Source organism: Rhizobium sp. 10N427, from assembly GCF_056394605.1.
Genome location: NZ_JBFTID010000002.1, coordinates 381677 through 399244, shown reverse-complemented (window position 1 = coordinate 399244; position 17568 = coordinate 381677). Strand labels below are relative to the sequence as shown.

Here is a 17568-nt window from a genome sequence, read left to right as displayed (position 1 = left end):
TCGCCCTGTTATTAGCGACGTCAAGGAGTCCGCCCGTGTTCGACAATCTTTTTGGCCCCGATGGGGTAAAACGCGACGGCAGTGAAGTGTTCGCAGCGCTGAAGAAAGCTGCCAGCGAACGCATCCTCGTTCTCGACGGCGCCATGGGCACTCAGATCCAGGGGCTCGGCTATGATGAGGACCAGTTCCGCGGTGACCGGTTCATCGGCTGCGCGTGTCATCAGAAGGGCAATAACGACCTTCTGATCCTCAGCCAGCCGGATGCGATCGAAGAGATCCATTATAAATATGCCAAGGCCGGCGCCGACATTCTCGAAACCAACACCTTCTCCTCGACCCGCATCGCGCAGGCCGATTACGAGATGGAAGGCGAGGTCTACGCGCTGAACAAGGAAGGTGCCGAGATCGTCCGCCGCGCGGCCATCCGCGCCGAGCGCGAAGACGGACGCCGCCGTTTCGTGGCCGGTGCCATCGGCCCGACCAACCGCACGGCCTCTATTTCGCCCGACGTCAACAATCCGGGCTATCGCGCGGTTTCCTTCGACGATCTGCGCATCGCCTATGGCGAACAGATCGACGGATTGATCGACGGCGGCGCCGACATCATCCTGATCGAAACGATCTTCGATACGCTGAATGCCAAGGCCGCGATCTTTGCCTGCGAAGAGCGCTTCGAGGCCAAGGGCATCCGTCTGCCGGTGATGATCTCCGGCACGATCACCGACCTTTCCGGCCGCACGCTGTCGGGCCAGACGCCATCGGCTTTCTGGAATTCGGTGCGCCACGCCAATCCGTTCACCATCGGTCTCAACTGCGCGCTCGGCGCCAACGCCATGCGTCCGCATCTGCAGGAGCTGTCGGGCGTTGCCGACACCTTCATCTGCGCCTATCCGAATGCCGGCCTGCCGAACGAATTCGGCCAGTATGACGAAACGCCAGAGCTGATGGCGGCGCAGATCGAGGGCTTTGCCCGCGAAGGCCTGGTCAACATCGTCGGCGGCTGCTGCGGCTCGACGCCGGAGCATATCCGCGTCATTGCCGAGACCGTTGCCAAGTACAAGCCGCGGCCGATCCCGGAACATCGCCCCTTCATGTCGCTGTCGGGCCTCGAGCCCTTCGAGCTCACCAAGGACATTCCGTTCGTCAATGTCGGCGAGCGCACCAACGTCACGGGTTCTGCCAAGTTCCGCAAGCTGATCACCAATGCCGATTACACCGCAGCGCTCGACGTGGCGCGCGACCAGGTGGAGAATGGCGCGCAGGTCATCGACATCAACATGGACGAAGGCCTGATCGATTCCGAGAAGGCGATGGTCGAGTTCCTGAACCTGATCGCCGCCGAGCCGGATATCGCCCGCGTGCCTGTGATGATCGACTCCTCGAAGTTCCAGATCATCGAGTCGGGCCTGAAATGCGTTCAGGGCAAGCCGATCGTCAATTCGATCTCGCTGAAGGAAGGCGAGGAGAATTTCCTGGCGCAGGCAAAGCTGCTGCATCGCTACGGTGCTGCCGTCGTCGTCATGGCTTTCGACGAAACGGGGCAGGCGGACAGCTACGATCGCAAGGTCGAAATCTGCCGCCGCGCCTACAAGCTGCTGACGGAGGAAGCTGGCCTCTCGCCCGAGGACATCATCTTCGATCCGAATATCTTCGCTGTCGCGACCGGTATCGAAGAGCACAACAATTACGGCGTCGATTTCATCGAGGCGACACGGACGATCCGCAAGGAAATGCCGCTGGTGCATATTTCGGGCGGCGTCTCGAACCTGTCCTTCTCGTTCCGCGGCAACGAGCCGGTGCGCGAGGCGATGCATGCCGTGTTCCTCTACCACGCCATCCAGGCGGGCATGGACATGGGCATCGTCAATGCCGGTCAGCTGGCCGTCTATGACAACATCGATGCCGAGCTGCGCGAAGCCTGCGAAGACGTGGTGCTGAACCGCCGGTCTGACAGCACCGAGCGCCTGCTTGAGGTGGCCGAGAAATTCCGGGGCGGGGCGGCGCGCGAAGGCCGCGTGCAGGATCTTTCCTGGCGTGAATGGCCGGTCGAGAAGCGTCTCGAGCATTCGCTGGTCAACGGCATTGCCGAATATATCGAGGCCGATACGGAAGAGGCGCGCCTAAAGGCTGCGCGTCCGCTGCATGTCATCGAGGGCCCGCTGATGGCCGGGATGAATGTCGTCGGCGATCTCTTCGGATCGGGCAAGATGTTCCTGCCGCAGGTGGTGAAATCCGCCCGCGTCATGAAGCAGGCCGTCGCCGTTCTGCTTCCCTTCATGGAAGAAGAGAAGCGGTTGAATGGCGGCAGCGAGCAGAAGTCAGCCGGCAAGATCCTGATGGCAACAGTCAAGGGCGACGTGCACGATATCGGCAAGAACATCGTCGGCGTCGTGCTCGCCTGCAACAATTACGAGATCATCGATCTCGGCGTCATGGTGCCGGCAACGAAGATCCTGGAGACGGCGGTGGCCGAGAAGGTCGATGTCATCGGCCTCTCCGGCCTGATCACACCGTCACTCGACGAGATGGTGCATGTCGCGGCCGAAATGGAGCGCCAGGGTTTCGAGATCCCGCTGCTGATCGGCGGCGCGACGACGAGCCGTGTGCATACCGCGGTGAAGATCCATCCGGGCTACAACAAGGGTCAGGCGATTTACGTGACCGACGCCAGCCGCGCAGTCGGCGTGGTGTCGTCGCTGTTGTCACCTGACAACCGGGACGGCTACGTGGCCGATATCCGCACCGAATATGCCAAGGTCGCGGCCGCGCATGCGCGCAGCGAAGCCGAGAAGGTGCGCCTGCCGCTGTCGCGTGCCCGTGAAAATGCTCACAAGGTCGACTGGACCGGTTACAAGCCAACCAAGCCGAGCTTCCTGGGAACCAAGGTTTTCGAAGACTACGATCTCGCCGATATCGCCCGCTATATCGACTGGACGCCGTTCTTCCAGACCTGGGAACTGCGCGGCCGTTATCCTGCGATTCTCGAGGACGAGAAGCAGGGCGAGGCGGCACGGGCTCTCTGGAACGATGCGCAGGCGATGCTGAAGAAGATCATCGACGAGAAATGGTTCCGGCCGCGGGCGGTGATCGGCTTCTGGCCGGCAAATGCCGTCGGCGACGATATCCGTCTCTTCACCGGCGAGGACCGCAAGCACGAGCTCGCGACCTTCTACACGCTGCGTCAGCAGCTGTCGAAGCGGGACGGCCGTCCGAATGTAGCGCTGTCGGATTTCGTCGCGCCCGAAGCAACCGGTATCGAGGAATATGTCGGCGGTTTCGTCGTGACCGCCGGTATCGAGGAAGTGGCGATTGCCGAACGCTTCGAGCGGGCGAACGACGACTATTCGTCGATCCTCGTCAAGGCGCTGGCAGACCGCTTCGCGGAAGCCTTCGCCGAGCGCATGCACGAGCAGGTTCGCCGCGAGTACTGGGGCTATGCCAAGGACGAGACGCTCTCCAACGACGAGCTGATCACGGAGCAGTACGCCGGTATCCGCCCGGCGCCCGGCTATCCGGCGCAGCCCGATCATACCGAGAAGAAGACGCTGTTCGAACTGCTCGACGCCGAGAAGACCGCGGGCGTGACGCTGACGGAAAGCTACGCGATGTGGCCGGGCTCTTCGGTATCAGGCATCTATATCGGCCACCCCGATTCCTACTATTTCGGCGTCGCCAAGGTGGAGCGGGACCAGGTGGAAGACTACGCCGCCCGCAAGGGCATGGAGGTCACCGAGGTCGAACGCTGGCTCGGCCCGGTGCTGAACTATGTGCCTGCCAAGGTCAGCGACGCGATCGAAGACGCGGCCTGATCTCAGGGCCGCGAGTTCAGAAATTGAATCAAGAAGGGCGGAAAGTGATTCACTTTCCGCCCTTATCGTTTTGAAATGATGCTGTTTTTGGTCTAGGCGCTGAGCTCCGCCAATATCGCCGTTGTATCGTCGCTCTGCTTGAAGCGGGGATAGCGCAGTCCTTCGGGGTCGATCTCCCGTTCTAATTGGCGGAGTTCTTCGATCATCGGGCGCAATCCCTTGTCGAGTGCCGTCCGCACAAGGCTTGCCGCGTCGTAGCGCGCATAAAGGACGACGAGGTCGGCCAGGCCGTCGCTGCAGATGACGGCGTGCGCCCGGGTTTTGACCGTTAGCCGCTCATGGACAAGATGGTCGGCTGCCTCGGAAACGAGGCCGAGCGTCCAGATGCCGCCCGGGGTGTTCTGGCTTTCGCGATGCCGCCGAAGTGCGGCGAGCGTCTCGGTGTCACCGAGCGCGCCGCCGCCCTTGTTGATGCCGCCGGTGCGGGCGATGTGGCTGCGCGCGTGCTCCTGCTCGCGCGCATAGGCACCCGGTATCGCCGTGTGGAGGCTTGCCGAGCCGTCGTCTTGAAGCAGGAATACGCAGGAGTCGCCGAGACCATAGAAGTCGAAGGCCTCATCCGTCGCATGAATCATGGCGAAGGCGGAGAGCGGCCAGGCATAGCGGGGGGCGCCGGGGTGTCTGTCGGTGAAATCCTTGCGGGCGCCCTCGGATACAGCGCGGGCGATATCCGATATTGCCGTCTTGCGCGTAATGCCGCGCTGAAAACCGTCCGCGAAGCGTGCGGCGATCCAGGCGGCATCACTGCCATCAGCATCGATATATTGGCGATCGCCGAGACCCGTTGCGCCGTCGATGACGAAGGCGCAGGCTTCGTTGTGACCGAAGCGGTCTTCGTTTGCCTTTGCCGGATTGCCCGGGTCGGAAACCGCGTCGAGAACGGATATTCTGGGTCCTGTGATCATGATCTCAAGGAATAGCGCCAGGCGAGCGGCTCTTCAATGCGATCCGCTATGACTAGGAGGCGATCGTCAGCTCCGCGACGAAATCATAGGCGTCGCCACGGTAGAGCGAGCGGGTGAATTCCACGGCGCGGCCGGAGGCGAGGTAGGAGATACGCTCGATCGACAGGCCCGCGGCGCCGACCGCGACGCCGAGGAGGTGGGCGTCGGCTTCCTTCATATTGGTGGCCGAGATGCGCTGGACGGCGCGGGTCGGGCGGACCTGGCGGCGTTCGAGTTCGGCGTAGAGCGAGGCGGTGACGACAGAGGGATCAGGCAGGAACTCGCCTGAGACACTGGCGTTTTCGATCGCCAGCGGCTGGTCGTCGGCGATGCGCAGGCGTGACAGGCGCGAGACCTTGATGTCGGTGCCGAGGCCGAGGATCATCATTTCGTCGGGCGAGGGCGTGTGGATGCCCTTGTGCAGCCATTCGGACCGCGAGGTCATGCCGCGCCGCGCCATGTCTTCGGTAAACGAGGTCAGCTGCGACAGGCGCTGTTCGACCTTGGAAACCGGCTTGGTGACGAAGGTTCCCGAGCCGTGACGGCGCACCAGCAGGCCATCGGCGACGAGATCGTCGATCGCCTTGCGGACGGTGACGCGGCTGACGGCGGCGAATTCGGCAATGTCACGTTCCGGGGGCAGGGCATCGCCGTGACCCAGCGTGCCGGTGCGAACGGCCTCTTCCAGCGTGCGGCGAAGCTTGACGTAGAGCGGCCCGGTGCCGCCGGCCTGGACGCGTTCGGGGGAGAGGATGGCGGAGAGATCTTCGGTCATGCCGCCCCCCGCGTCTCGATGTGAAGGCGTTTGACGGCCAGTTCGACAGCCCCCTGCAGCACGTCGCCTTTCGGTTCGGCGAGCAGCGCCACATGGCGCTCCGCGAGCCAGGGGCGATAGGCTTTTGCCAGGCCACCCAGCAGGCAGATCGCCGGGCATTCCGGCCAGATCAGCGCATCGAGATTTTCGCCGATCGCGGCTGCGGCTTCGCTGACGATGCCAACTGCGACTTCGTCATTGTTGTTCGCATGATCGAAGATCACCGGCGCGTAGCGCGCGAAATCCTTGGGCTTGGAGACATGGGCGAATTCGACGAGCTTTTCCGGATCGTTTTCGAACTCGGCCATGATCTTTTCGGTCAAGGCAGAGCCGCGCCGTACCTTGTCATAAGCGAGAAGCGAGCGTTCCAGCAGGTCGCGGCCGAGGCGGGCGCCGCTTGCCTGGTCGCCGACGATGAAGCCCCAGCCGCCGATGCCGCTGATCGTGCCGTGGCGCCGCGCATTGTAGACGGAGCCGGTGCCGAAGGCGCCGATGACACCGTCGGAATCACCGAGTGCGCCCTGCAGCGCGATCAAGGCATCGGTCACAACCTTGCCATCGGCAAAGGGAAGGGCCTTTTCGATACGGCTGCTGTAGTTGCCGACATTGGCGCCTGCCACGCCGACGACGGCGGAGACGCTGGAAACGGTTTCAGGCGGCAATGCGGCATCGCGCAATGCTTCTTTCGCGGCGAGAATGATGTTTTCCAGGGAACCCTGGAGATTGGACAGGATATTGGCGGGGCCTGCGGTGCCGCGGCCCAGAATCTTGCCGCTCCGGTCTGCGACCGCGGCGCGGCAGCTTGACCCGCCGCCATCAATGCCGATTGCCAGTTCCGTCATCGGACCCCCGGATAACGCTGTTCCCGTCGTTTTTTTATTACCATACCAAAAAAATACCATTTACCAAGCAAAATTGGCTTTGAAATTTCATATTTCTATCATGTTGATATTCAATGATAAAAATTTTTTATGAAAATTCGGACCGCCAAAAGTTAAATTCGGCTGGACAATTGGTATTTTTTTGGCCTTAATTCTGAAAAAGGGAACAGCAAACAGGGGCAAATTTACACCGGCGCCAAAATCAAATGCCGGGACGCTCCTGAAGGTGATTGGGTTTGACGCGTAACTGCCCGTTCAGGCAATCCGCCGGCCCGTCATCATCAGCTTTTTCCTTATGAAAACACCGCGCCCCGCTTGTGTATGGGAGGTGCAGTCCGGCCCGGAGGCTTCAAGCCTTCATGCCGGTTCGAGCTTAAGGGACCGCCAGCCCTGGCGATCCTCCAAAGGGGCGTTGGGTGTTTCCTCAGACACTCCGATTGCTTGTTTCAGAACCAAAGACGCGCCTGATGGCGCTTAAAAACAGGAGAGGGAAATGAAAAACACTGCTCTGAAAAGCTTCCTGCTGGCGTCGAGCCTGCTGACGTCGGCCGGTTTTGCCTATGGCGCCGACGTGACGCTGACGGTTGAAAGCTGGCGTAACGACGACCTGCAGATCTGGCAGGAAAAGATCATCCCGGCTTTCGAAGCCAAGAACCCGGGCATCAAGATCGTCTTCTCGCCGACCGCCCCGACTGAATACAATGCTTCGCTGAACGCCAAGCTCGATGCCGGTTCCGCTGGCGACATCATCACCTGCCGTCCGTTCGATGCTTCGCTCGAGCTCTTCAACAAGAAGCAGCTTGCCGACCTGACGAGCCTGCCGGGCATGGAGAACTTCACGCCGGTCGCCAAGGCTGCCTGGTCCACCGACGACGGCAAGTCGAGCTTCTGCGTGCCGATGGCATCCGTTATCCACGGCTTCATCTACAACAAGGATGCCTTCGACAAGCTCGGCATCTCGATCCCGAAGACGGAAGACGAGTTCTTCGCAGCCCTCGACAAGATCAAGGCTGACGGCACCTATATCCCGCTCGCCATGGGCACGAAGGATCTCTGGGAAGCCGCGACCATGGGCTACCAGAACATCGGTCCGAACTACTGGAAGGGTGAAGACGGCCGCGCCGCTCTGATCTCCGGCAAGCAGAAGCTGACGGATGCCGACTGGGTCAAGCCTTACGAAGAGCTTGCCAAGTGGAAGCCTTACCTCGGCGACGGCTTCGAAGCGCAGACCTACTCGGACAGCCAGAACCTCTTCACGCTCGGCCGCGCAGCGATCTATCCTGCCGGTTCGTGGGAAATCGCGCTGTTCAACACGCAGGCACAGTTCAAGATGGGCGCATTCCCGCCGCCGGTTCCGAAGGCTGGCGATCAGGGCTACATCTCCGACCATCCGGATATCGGCGTTGCCCTGAACGCCAAGAGCGCCCATGCCGAAGAAGCCAAGAAATTCCTGTCGTGGGTTGCTTCGAGCGAATTCGCCGACATCTACGCGAACTCGCTGCCGGGCTTCTTCAGCCTGAACTCCAACCCTGTGAAGATGAGCGATCCGCTGGCTCAGGAATTCGTTTCCTGGCGCGGCCCGTACAAGTCGACCGTCCGCTCGACCTACCAGATCCTGTCGCGCGGCACCCCGAACCTCGAAAACGAGACCTGGGTTGAATCGGCCAACGTCATCAACGGCACCGACACGCCTGCCGTCGCCGGCGAGAAGCTCCAGAAGGGCCTCGACAGCTGGTACAAGCCTGGCAAGTAACGCCTGACAGATATTGGGGGTGGCAACCCTTTTGCCACCCTCATTCCTGTGCTTGTCACAGGAATCCAGCCACGCGAAGTCTTTCGCGTGAAAAGAGTCTCCGGCGCCGCAGACGCGGCGCCACTGGATTCCTGTGACAAGCACAGGAATGAGGGAGACGTTGACCTCGGAGCAAACCGTGACCGACCAGACATCGGCAGACATCACCCCGATCAAGCGCCCCATACGCTGGCATATCGGCGTCTTTCTCTTTCCGGCATTCGTCGTCTATTCGGCGATCATGATCCTGCCGCTGATCGAAACGCTCAGGCTTTCGTTCTACAATCTCGTTGACGGTCAGCCGGCCTTCGTTGGGCTGGCGAACTACAAGGTGCTGTTCGGTGACGCGCGCTGGGCGCACGACTTCTGGAACGCGCTGGTCAACAACCTGATCTTCTTCGTCATCCATATGTGCGTGCAGAACCCGATCGGCATTGCGCTGGCGGCCCTGCTGTCGACGCCGCGGCTGCGGTTCGTGGCCTTCTACCGCACCGCCATGTTCCTGCCGACGCTGCTGTCCTTCGTCATCGTCGGCTTCATCTGGAAGCTGATCCTGTCGCCGATCTGGGGCGTTGCGCCCTGGCTGATGGGCCTCGTCGGGCTGAAGGGCCTCTTCGCGCCCTGGCTCGGCCAGTCCGGTCCGGCGCTGATCGCCGTGTCGCTGATTTCCAACTGGCAGTATATCGGCATACCGATGATGTTGATCTACGCGGCGCTGCTGTCGATCCCCGAAGAGGTGATCGAGGCTGCCGAATGCGACGGCATTACCGGCTGGGCGCAGTTCTGGAAGATCAAGCTGCCGCTCATCCTGCCTGCCATCGGCATCATTTCGATCCTGACTTTCGTCGGCAATTTCAACGCCTTTGACCTTGTCTATACCGTGCAGGGCGCTCTCGCGGGGCCTGACATGTCGACCGATATCCTGGGCACGCTGCTCTACCGCACCTTCTTCGGTTTCCAGCTGCAACTCGGCGACCGCTCGATGGGGGCGACGATCGCTACCGTGATGTTCGTCATCATTCTTGCCGGCGTCTCCTTCTATCTCTTTGCCATCCAGCGGCGCATGCGCCGGTATCAGTTCTGAGGGGCGCGACATGTCCAACAAAGCACGCACGTCTCCTCTGCGCACCGGGCTCGTTCACCTGGCGCTCCTCGGCTACACGCTGATTGCCATCTTCCCGGTGTTCCTGACGATCATCAACTCGTTCAAGGATCGCAACGCGATCTTCCGCTCGCCGCTGCAGATCCCGACGCCATCGACCTTCAGCCTTGTCGGCTATCAGACGGTGCTGGGGCAGGGCGATTTCGCGCTCTACTTCCAGAACAGCTTTATCGTCACGGTGGTGGCGATCTTCCTGGTGCTGCTGTTCGGCGCAATGGCCGCTTTCGCACTGTCGGAATACCGCTTCAGGGGCAATACGCTCGTTGGCCTCTACATGGCGATCGGCATCATGATCCCGATCCGCCTCGGCACGGTCGCCATCCTGCAAGGCATGGTCGCTGCCGGTCTCGTCAACACGCTGACGGCGCTTGTTCTCGTCTATACGGCGCAAGGCATTCCGCTCGCGATCTTCATTCTCTCTGAGTTCATGCGCACAGTCTCCGACGATCTGAAGAATGCCGGGCGTATCGACGGTCTCTCGGAATATGCGATCTTCTTCCGCCTGGTGCTGCCGCTGGTGCGCCCAGCCATGGCGACGGTTGCCGTCTTCACCATGATCCCGATCTGGAACGATCTCTGGTTCCCGCTGATCCTGGCGCCGGCCGAAGCCACCAAGACCGTGACGCTGGGTTCGCAGATCTTCATCGGCCAGTTCGTCACCAACTGGAATGCGGTTCTGGCGGCACTGTCGCTGGCGATCCTGCCGATCCTCGTTCTCTACGTCATCTTCTCGCGGCAGCTGATCCGCGGCATCACTTCCGGAGCAGTGAAATGATCAGTTCACAAAAGCCCGTCCGCGTCCTCGTTGCCGGTCTCGGCAATATGGGCCGCAGCCACGCGCTCGCCTATCACAACAACCCCGGCTATGAGATCGTCGGCCTCGTCAACCGCTCGGCGCCGAAGCTCGATCCGGCTCTTTCAGGCTACAAGATCCATCCGGATTTTTATGCGGCCCTTGCCGAGCTGAAGCCTGATCTCTGCGCCGTCTGCACCTATTCCGACAGCCATGCCGACTACGCCGTTGCGGCATTCGAGGCGGGCTGCGACGTCTTCGTCGAAAAGCCGCTGGCGACCACCGTTGCCGACGCCGAGCGCGTCGTGGCGGCTGCGAAGAAGGCCGGGCGCAAGCTTGTCATCGGCTACATCCTTCGCCATCACCCGTCCTGGATCAAGCTGATCGAGGAAGCGCGCAGGCTCGGCGGCCCCTATGTGTTCCGCATGAACCTCAATCAGCAGTCCAGCGGCCCGACCTGGGAAACCCATAAGTCGCTGATGCAGACGACATCGCCGATCGTCGATTGCGGCGTGCATTATGTCGACGTCATGTGCCAGATCACCGACGCCAAGCCGGTCGAAGTGCGCGGCATGGGCCTACGCCTCTCCAACGAGATCGCGCCTGACATGTATAACTACGGCCAGCTGCAGGTGCTGTTCGAAGACGGTTCGGTCGGCTGGTACGAAGCCGGCTGGGGGCCGATGATTTCGGAGACAGCCTTCTTCGTGAAGGACGTGATGTCGCCGAACGGCGCGGTCTCGATCGTCATGGATCCGAACGCCAAGTCCGACGATATCGACACGCACACGAAGACATCCGTCATCCGCCTTCACAACGCCGAGACCGGGCCTGACGGCAAGTTCATCACGCCGGATCAGGACATGACGATGGCGGGCGAGCCCGGCCATCAGGAACTCTGCGATTTCGAGCAGGCCTTCATGCTGAAGGCCATCCGCGAGGATATCGACCTTAACAGGCATATGGGCGATGCGGTGGCTTCGCTGCGCATCTGCCTTGCCGCCGACGAGAGCGTACGCACCGGCCAGCCGGTCAAACTGTAAGGAATTCGACCCTTGGGATCGCTTCAACTGAAATCCATCCGCAAGACCTACGGCACGCACGAGGTGCTGAAGGGCATCGACCTTGAGGTGCAGGACGGCGAGTTCGTCATTTTCGTCGGCCCGTCGGGCTGCGGGAAATCGACCCTGCTGCGCAGCATCGCCGGTCTGGAGGACGTCACATCTGGCTCGGTGCTGATCAACGGCCGCGACGAGACGCTGACGCCGCCTGCCAAGCGCGGTATCGCCATGGTGTTCCAGTCCTACGCGCTCTATCCGCACCTGACCGTCAAGGATAACATGGGCCTCGGCCTGAAGCAGGCGGGCAAGCCGAAGGACGAGATCGAGAAGCGGGTGACGGAGGCCTCCGGCATGCTGTCGCTGGCGCCCTATCTCGCCCGCCGCCCGGCCGAGCTCTCCGGCGGCCAGCGCCAGCGTGTGGCCATCGGCCGAGCCATCGTGCGCGAGCCTGAACTCTTCCTCTTCGACGAACCGCTGTCGAACCTCGATGCCGCCTTGCGTGTCCAGACGCGTCTGGAGATCGCCAAGCTGCATCGTCAGCTGAAGGCGACGATGATCTACGTCACCCACGACCAGGTCGAAGCGATGACGCTGGCCGACAAGATCGTCGTCCTGAATGCCGGCGCGATCGAGCAGGTCGGTTCGCCGATGGAGCTCTATAACCGCCCGGCTAATGTCTTCGTCGCCGGCTTCATCGGCTCGCCGATGATGAACTTCATTGCCGCGGACAAGCTCGGTGACACGGAAGCCAAGACCATCGGCGTGCGTCCCGAGCATCTGACGCTGTCGCGCGACAGCGGCACCTGGAACGCGAAGATCGTCCATGTCGAGCATCTCGGTGCTGACACGATCGTCTATCTGGAGTCCGATCAATGCGGGCTGCTGACGGCGCGGCTTTTCGGCGAGCATCAGTATGCTCCTGATGAGATCGTCTACGCGACGCCGGACCGGGGGCATATGCACCGGTTTGATGGGAACGATCAGGCGATCCGGTAGGGTTTGACGGGGTGAGGGAGGCAGCCGCCCTTCTCCGGGCCGACGAATTTAAAAACAAAGGGCGGTGTTGCTTGGCAATGCCGCCCTTTTTGCGCCGGCCGATGGAATGCCCGCCGTGCATCGCGGAAACTGCACAAAGAAAAAAGGCGCCGCGGTGAGCGGCGCCTGGCAGGAGGGTATGCTGTCCGGTCAGTCGCGGATGACGAGAAGATCCGCCGCCATGAAGCGCAGCGTGACGCTTTCGCCCGACTGGGGCGGGGTGACGCCCGGGTTGTTGAACATGTCGAAGGAAATGATGTTGCCGCCGACATTCATGCGGGTGCGGATGACCGAGCCCAGGAAGTGGGCGGAGACGACTTCGCCGGTCAGCGCCGTGTCGCTCTTGACGCCTTCGGCCAGCGATCCGGCTTCCGGGCGCAGCGCCAGCTGTACGGTATCGCCAGCCTTGTAGGTCTGCACCGACTGCTTCAGCGTCACGCCCTGATCGCCGATCTGGATGCGGTTGGCAGCGGGGTCGACGACCTTCGCTTCGATCAGGTTCAGCGTGCCGACGAACGAGGCGACGAAGCGGGTCGACGGCGTGTTGTAGATCTCGAAAGGCGTGCCGATCTGGTCAGCCTTGCCGGCGTTCATGACGACGATGCGGTCGGAGATCGACAGCGCCTCTTCCTGGTCATGGGTGACGAAGACGGTGGTGATGCCGAGCTGGCGCTGGATGGCGCGGATTTCTTCGCGCAGCGATACGCGGATCTTGGCGTCGAGAGCCGAGAGCGGTTCGTCGAGAAGCAGGACCTGCGGCTTGACGGCGAGCGCGCGGGCGAGAGCCACGCGCTGCTGCTGGCCGCCCGACATCTGGTAGGGGTAGCGCTCCGCCAGGTGGTCGAGGCGGATCAGGCCGAGCATTTCCTTGACGCGCGCGTCGATCTCGGCCTTCGGCTTGCCTGCAACCTTCATGCCGAAGGCGACGTTGTCGTGCACCGTCATGTTCGGGAACAGCGCGTAGGCCTGGAACACCATGCCGATATTGCGCTGGTTCGGCTTCAGCGGGCTCTGGTCCTTGCCGTTGATCGTCAGCGAGCCGCCGGTCGGCGTTTCGAAACCGGCGATCATACGCAGGATGGTGGTCTTGCCACAGCCCGATGGGCCGAGGAAGGAGACGAACTCTCCCTTCTCGATATTCATGTTGAAGTTCTTGACGACCTGAACCTGGCCGAAGGACTTCTGAATGTTGGTCAGCGTGAGAAATGACATGAGACGGATACCTTAAGCCTTGGCCGGACGGGCTTTGCCGAAGCGGGAGACGAGATTGAGCAAGCCCATGCTGAGCCAGGTGATGGAGAAGGCGATCACAGCGAGCGCCGACGGCTCATACGCCTTGTTGGCACCGACGAGCTGCAGGTAGGGACCGAAGGCCGGACGGTTCAGCAGGGCGGCAAAGGTGAATTCGCCCATGACGATCGCCAGCGTGATGAAGGCGCCCGAGAGCACACCGCTCATGACGTTCGGGAAGATGCACTTGAACATGATCGTCGGCCACTTGGCGCCGAGGCTTTCGGCGGCTTCCGTCAGCGTCCGCACATCGATGGCGCGCATCGCCGTATCGACCGAGCGGTACATGTAAGGCAGCGACAGCGTGATGTAGGCGAAGACCAGCAGCACGTTGGTCCCCATGGTCGAGCCGGTCAGCGGCAGGATCGACGAGGAGTTATACAGGCGCAGATAGCCGAAGACGATGACGATCGCCGGGATGACCAGCGGCAGCAGCGTGATGAACTCGATGATCTGGCGCATCTGCGGTACGCGCAGGCGAACCCAATAGGCCGTCGGCACGACGAGCAGCATGCCGAAGATGATGGTCATCAGCGCCATCAGCATCGAATAGCCGAAGGTCTGCTGGAACTGGGCATCGGAGAAGACCGACTTGTAGGCATCGAAGCTGTAGCCGTCGCGGCGCATGCGCAGCGAGAACTCGAGCGTGCCGAGAAGCGGAACGATGAAGTAGGTCGCACCAATGATGATGGCGAACCAGGCGCCGATACGAGAACCCTTCATTTCTGCCACCGTTCAGCGCGCATGCGCAGCATGAGATAAAGAACGTTCGACACACCGGTGATGACGATCATGCCGAGCGCGATCGCGTAGCCGAGGTTGGCGTTGTGCAGCACGTCGCCGCGGATCTGCGCGTAGAGCAGGATCGGCACGATGTTGAGCGAGGAGCCGGTCAGCGCGTAGGCTGTGGCGATGGCGCCGAAGGCGTTGGCGAACAAGAGCAGCGTGGTGCCGAGCAGGCTCGGCCACAGGATCGGCAGGGCGACCATCGTCCAGTACTGGCGATTGGTGGCGCCGAGAATTTCGGAGGCCTCGCGCCATTCCTTCTTCATGCCGTCGAGGGCTGGCGTCAGGATCAGCACCATCAGCGGGATCTGGAAATACATATAGGTGATGGTCAGGCCGAAAAAGGACAGAAGGTTGAAGCCCGTGCCGTAGAGATTGAAGCCGAACCAGTCACGCAGGAAGATGGTGACAAGGCCGGTGCGGCCGAGCGTCGCCAGGAACGAGAAGGCGAGCGGGATACCGGCGAAATTGGAGGCAACGCCCGAGAAGGTCAGCAGCGTGCCGCGCACCCAGGAGGGCAGGCCGCCGAGCACCACGGCCCAGGCAAGGAAGAAACCGATGAGCGCGCCGCCGAGAGCCGATGCGACGGAAACCCGGATACTGATCCAGTAGGCGTTCATGATCGAGGGCGTGAAGAGATCCGAGATGTTCTTCAGCGTGAACTGGCCATTCGGAGTGAAAAAGGCGCCGATGACCAGATAGAGCGTCGGGATGATCAAAAACAGCAGCGCGAAGATGATGAAGGGCGCAATGCCGAGCCAATCCACCACGCGATCGCGGTTGAAGAATGGGGCAGTGCTTGCCACAGGCGCAGTCACAGTGCTCATGGAAGCTATCCGGGGGCGTCGAGGTGAAAAAGAGCCTCCCCGCCGGATGGGCGGGGAGGCGTGGCAGATATTACTGAACGTTGGCGCCGACGATGCTATCCCACTTCGTGGTGATAGCAGCCTTGCCCTTGTCCTGCTCGTCGAGCGTCGGGAAGACGGCCTTCGCATAGCCTTCAGCCGGCGGCAGCTTGTCGAGCAGTTCCTTCGGAACCTTGCCCTTTTCGGCGAGGTCGTTGAAGCGGATCGGGTGGCAATAGCCCTTCAGCCAGCCGAGCTGACCTTCGTCCGAATAGAGGTATTCCATCCAGAGCTTGGCAGCGTTCGGGTGCGGAGCGAAAGCCGAGATCGCCTGAACGTAAACGCCGGCGACAACGCCGGAGGTCGGAACGACGACTTCAACCGGCGGGTTGCCGTTCAGGCTGTCGCGCCAGGAGAGACCGTTGTAGTCCCATGCGACGACGATCGGGGTCGAGCCCTGAGCGAGCGAAGCGGACTTGCCGATAACCGGAACTAGGTTGCCGGCCTTGTTGAGTTCTGCGAAGTAGGAGAGACCTGCTTCACCAGCCTTCGTTGCGTCCTTTTCGCCGGCAGCGAGGCCAGCAGCGTAGACGGCCTGAACAGCCTGGTTCGAAGCGCGCGGGTCACCAGCGAGCGAAACCGAGTTGGCGTATTCCGGCTTCTTCAGGTCGGCCCAATCCTTCGGGACGTTCTTGACGATGTCGGTGTTCACGACGAACGAGAGAACGCCGTAGTAATCGCCGTACCAGTAGCCGTCAGCGTCCTTTGCGGAGTCCGGAATGGAATCCCAGGTGGAGACCTTGTAGGGCTGGATCAGGCCATCGGCCTTGGCAGACGGGCCGAAGGAGAGACCGACGTCGATGACGTCAGGAGCCTGCGGGCCAGTGTTGCCCTTGTTGGCCTTGATGGCTTCGATTTCGTCGCCCGAACCAGCGTCCGGGTTCAGTTCGTTGACTTCGATGCCATACTTGGCCTTGAAGCCTGCGATGACGTCGCCGTAGCCGCACCAGTTGTGCGGGAGAGCGATGGTCGTCAGCGTGCCTTCCTTCTTGGCGGCAGCGATGAGGTCGGCGCTCGGTTCAGCCGCGGCAATCGCAGTCGAAGCTACGACGATCGCAGTAGAAAGCGAAAGCAGTCGAGAAATGTTAGAGATCACTGTTGTTCTCCTTCGGTTTTCAGTGGTCTGGCGAAGCTGTTACTGACGTTGCATGAAGCTTGTATGACAGCCGCGTGACGTTAATTTTTCTTATGATTGCAGGTGCTTGCGGCCGCTGTCTTGTTTGCGACGCGCTATTCTATTTTATCTACGCCCTCATTGATTTCGTTTAGTCTTGCCCCTTTCCCTCTCAACCCAGCTTGCGGAAGAGCCTGGTCTGTTCAAACAGGCCCTCCAGCGTTTTCATGCGCTCCTTCGTTTCGTCCCATGTCGAGCTCTGGACGGCTTCGATCAGGGCCTCGACGATGAAAAGCGTGACGACCGAGGAATCCCAGGCCGACGGTGCCTCGATCTGGACGCGGAACGCGTGCCTTGCGAGCTTGGCGGCGGGCGAACCCCATTGGTCGGTGAAGACGATGATGTCGGCGCCGCGCTTGCGGGCGGCCTGCGCCAGGCTCACCATCTCCTGCTCGTAGCGGCGGATATCGAAGATGATCAGCAGGTCGCCGGCATTCATGTTGAGCACGTATTGCGGCCAGCTCGACGAATTCGAGGAGAGCAGGGCGGTGTTCGGCCGGATGACCTGCATGTGAGTGAAAAAGTACTCGGCCAGCGCGCCGGTGATGCGGCCGCCGACGAAATAGAGGCCGCGCTTGCGGTCAGACAGCAGCGACGCGACGTTCTCGAAGGTTGCCGTGTCGAGATCAGTCAGCGTTTGGCGCAGGTTGCCGATTATGGCATCGGCGAAGCGGTTGAGAATATGCGTGCCCGGGGCATTCGAGGCCCAGCGGTCGTGCTTGGCGATCGGGTTGGAGATCGTCGCTTCGACCTCCTGATGCAAATGCGCCTGGAAATCCGGATAGCCTTTGAAGCCGAGCTTCTGCACCATGCGCACCACCGTCGGCGTCGAGACGCCGGCATTTTCCGCAATGGTGGTGATGCTGCCCAGCCCGGAGACTGGGTAGTTGTCCAGCAGACTTTCAGCCAATTGCTTCTCGGCGCGCGTCAGCGCGTCGAAATGCGAGTGGATGACGTCCGAGACCGTCTTCGACGCGGCGTTCACTCGATCATGCTCCCCGGGAATGGCTTGTTTTGATCCCGACGCTTTCCCTTTGCGTCAGGTGCCACTTTCCCACTCAA

Annotated in this window: 14 protein-coding genes; 6 read left to right on the top strand and 8 right to left on the bottom strand. The window is 61.4% G+C overall.

Annotated features, from left to right (window positions below):
* The first annotated feature begins 35 nt into the window (after nucleotides 1-35).
* On the top strand, nucleotides 36-3809 hold the full coding sequence (metH, locus tag AC1DIJ_RS06390) for a methionine synthase (RefSeq protein WP_112386936.1): 3774 nt from the start codon (nucleotides 36-38) through the stop codon (nucleotides 3807-3809).
* Between the two features lie 92 nt (nucleotides 3810-3901).
* Here metH and AC1DIJ_RS06385 read toward each other — a convergent pair whose 3' ends face one another.
* Genes AC1DIJ_RS06385 through AC1DIJ_RS06375 form a run of 3 tightly spaced genes read right to left on the bottom strand, consistent with a single transcriptional unit; the run spans nucleotide 3902 to nucleotide 6469 of the window.
* Nucleotides 3902-4774, bottom strand: coding sequence for a protein phosphatase 2C domain-containing protein (locus AC1DIJ_RS06385; RefSeq protein WP_112386937.1), 873 nt, complete (start codon nucleotides 4772-4774; stop codon nucleotides 3902-3904).
* A gap of 52 nt (nucleotides 4775-4826) precedes the next feature.
* On the bottom strand, nucleotides 4827-5588 hold the full coding sequence (locus AC1DIJ_RS06380) for a GntR family transcriptional regulator (protein ID WP_112386938.1): 762 nt from the start codon (nucleotides 5586-5588) through the stop codon (nucleotides 4827-4829).
* Entirely contained in the window at nucleotides 5585-6469 is an 885-nt protein-coding gene (locus AC1DIJ_RS06375) for a BadF/BadG/BcrA/BcrD ATPase family protein (protein WP_112386939.1), read from the bottom strand. Before AC1DIJ_RS06375 ends, AC1DIJ_RS06380 begins: the two co-directional genes overlap by 4 nt.
* Before the next feature lie 532 nt (nucleotides 6470-7001).
* Here AC1DIJ_RS06375 and AC1DIJ_RS06370 point away from each other — a divergent pair.
* The 5 genes from AC1DIJ_RS06370 to AC1DIJ_RS06350 all read left to right on the top strand — a co-directional run bounded on the left by AC1DIJ_RS06370 (nucleotide 7002) and on the right by AC1DIJ_RS06350 (nucleotide 12312).
* Nucleotides 7002-8261 carry an ABC transporter substrate-binding protein gene (locus tag AC1DIJ_RS06370; protein ID WP_112386940.1) on the top strand — a complete coding sequence of 420 codons (1260 nt, stop codon included), beginning with the start codon at nucleotides 7002-7004 and terminating at the stop codon, nucleotides 8259-8261.
* Between the two features lie 178 nt (nucleotides 8262-8439).
* Nucleotides 8440-9384 (top strand): carbohydrate ABC transporter permease, encoded by a 945-nt coding sequence (locus tag AC1DIJ_RS06365; protein ID WP_112443991.1) that lies wholly within the window; start codon nucleotides 8440-8442, stop codon nucleotides 9382-9384.
* Between the two features lie 10 nt (nucleotides 9385-9394).
* Nucleotides 9395-10237 carry a carbohydrate ABC transporter permease gene (locus AC1DIJ_RS06360; RefSeq protein WP_112386942.1) on the top strand — a complete coding sequence of 281 codons (843 nt, stop codon included), beginning with the start codon at nucleotides 9395-9397 and terminating at the stop codon, nucleotides 10235-10237.
* Nucleotides 10234-11298, top strand: coding sequence for a Gfo/Idh/MocA family protein (locus AC1DIJ_RS06355; protein ID WP_112386943.1), 1065 nt, complete (start codon nucleotides 10234-10236; stop codon nucleotides 11296-11298). Before AC1DIJ_RS06360 ends, AC1DIJ_RS06355 begins: the two co-directional genes overlap by 4 nt.
* Nucleotides 11299-11310: 12 nt before the next feature.
* Nucleotides 11311-12312 (top strand): ATP-binding cassette domain-containing protein, encoded by a 1002-nt coding sequence (locus AC1DIJ_RS06350; RefSeq protein WP_112386944.1) that lies wholly within the window; start codon nucleotides 11311-11313, stop codon nucleotides 12310-12312.
* Between the two features lie 189 nt (nucleotides 12313-12501).
* Here the strand turns inward: AC1DIJ_RS06350 and AC1DIJ_RS06345 are convergent, their stop codons facing one another.
* The 5 genes from AC1DIJ_RS06345 to AC1DIJ_RS06325 form a co-directional block, all read right to left on the bottom strand.
* On the bottom strand, nucleotides 12502-13563 hold the full coding sequence (locus AC1DIJ_RS06345; RefSeq protein ID WP_112386945.1) for an ABC transporter ATP-binding protein: 1062 nt from the start codon (nucleotides 13561-13563) through the stop codon (nucleotides 12502-12504).
* Between the two features lie 12 nt (nucleotides 13564-13575).
* The gene (locus AC1DIJ_RS06340) at nucleotides 13576-14364 is read right to left on the bottom strand and encodes an ABC transporter permease (protein ID WP_112386946.1); all 789 of its coding nucleotides are present in this window, start codon (nucleotides 14362-14364) and stop codon (nucleotides 13576-13578) included.
* Complete coding sequence (locus AC1DIJ_RS06335) at nucleotides 14361-15254, bottom strand: ABC transporter permease (RefSeq protein WP_112386947.1); 894 nt, start codon at nucleotides 15252-15254, stop codon at nucleotides 14361-14363. Before AC1DIJ_RS06335 ends, AC1DIJ_RS06340 begins: the two co-directional genes overlap by 4 nt.
* A gap of 70 nt (nucleotides 15255-15324) precedes the next feature.
* Nucleotides 15325-16428 (bottom strand): ABC transporter substrate-binding protein, encoded by a 1104-nt coding sequence (locus tag AC1DIJ_RS06330; RefSeq protein ID WP_112386948.1) that lies wholly within the window; start codon nucleotides 16426-16428, stop codon nucleotides 15325-15327.
* A 190-nt stretch (nucleotides 16429-16618) separates the two neighbouring features.
* Nucleotides 16619-17491, bottom strand: a complete 873-nt coding sequence (locus AC1DIJ_RS06325) for a MurR/RpiR family transcriptional regulator (protein WP_112386949.1) — start codon at nucleotides 17489-17491, stop codon at nucleotides 16619-16621.
* Nucleotides 17492-17568 lie beyond the last annotated feature (77 nt).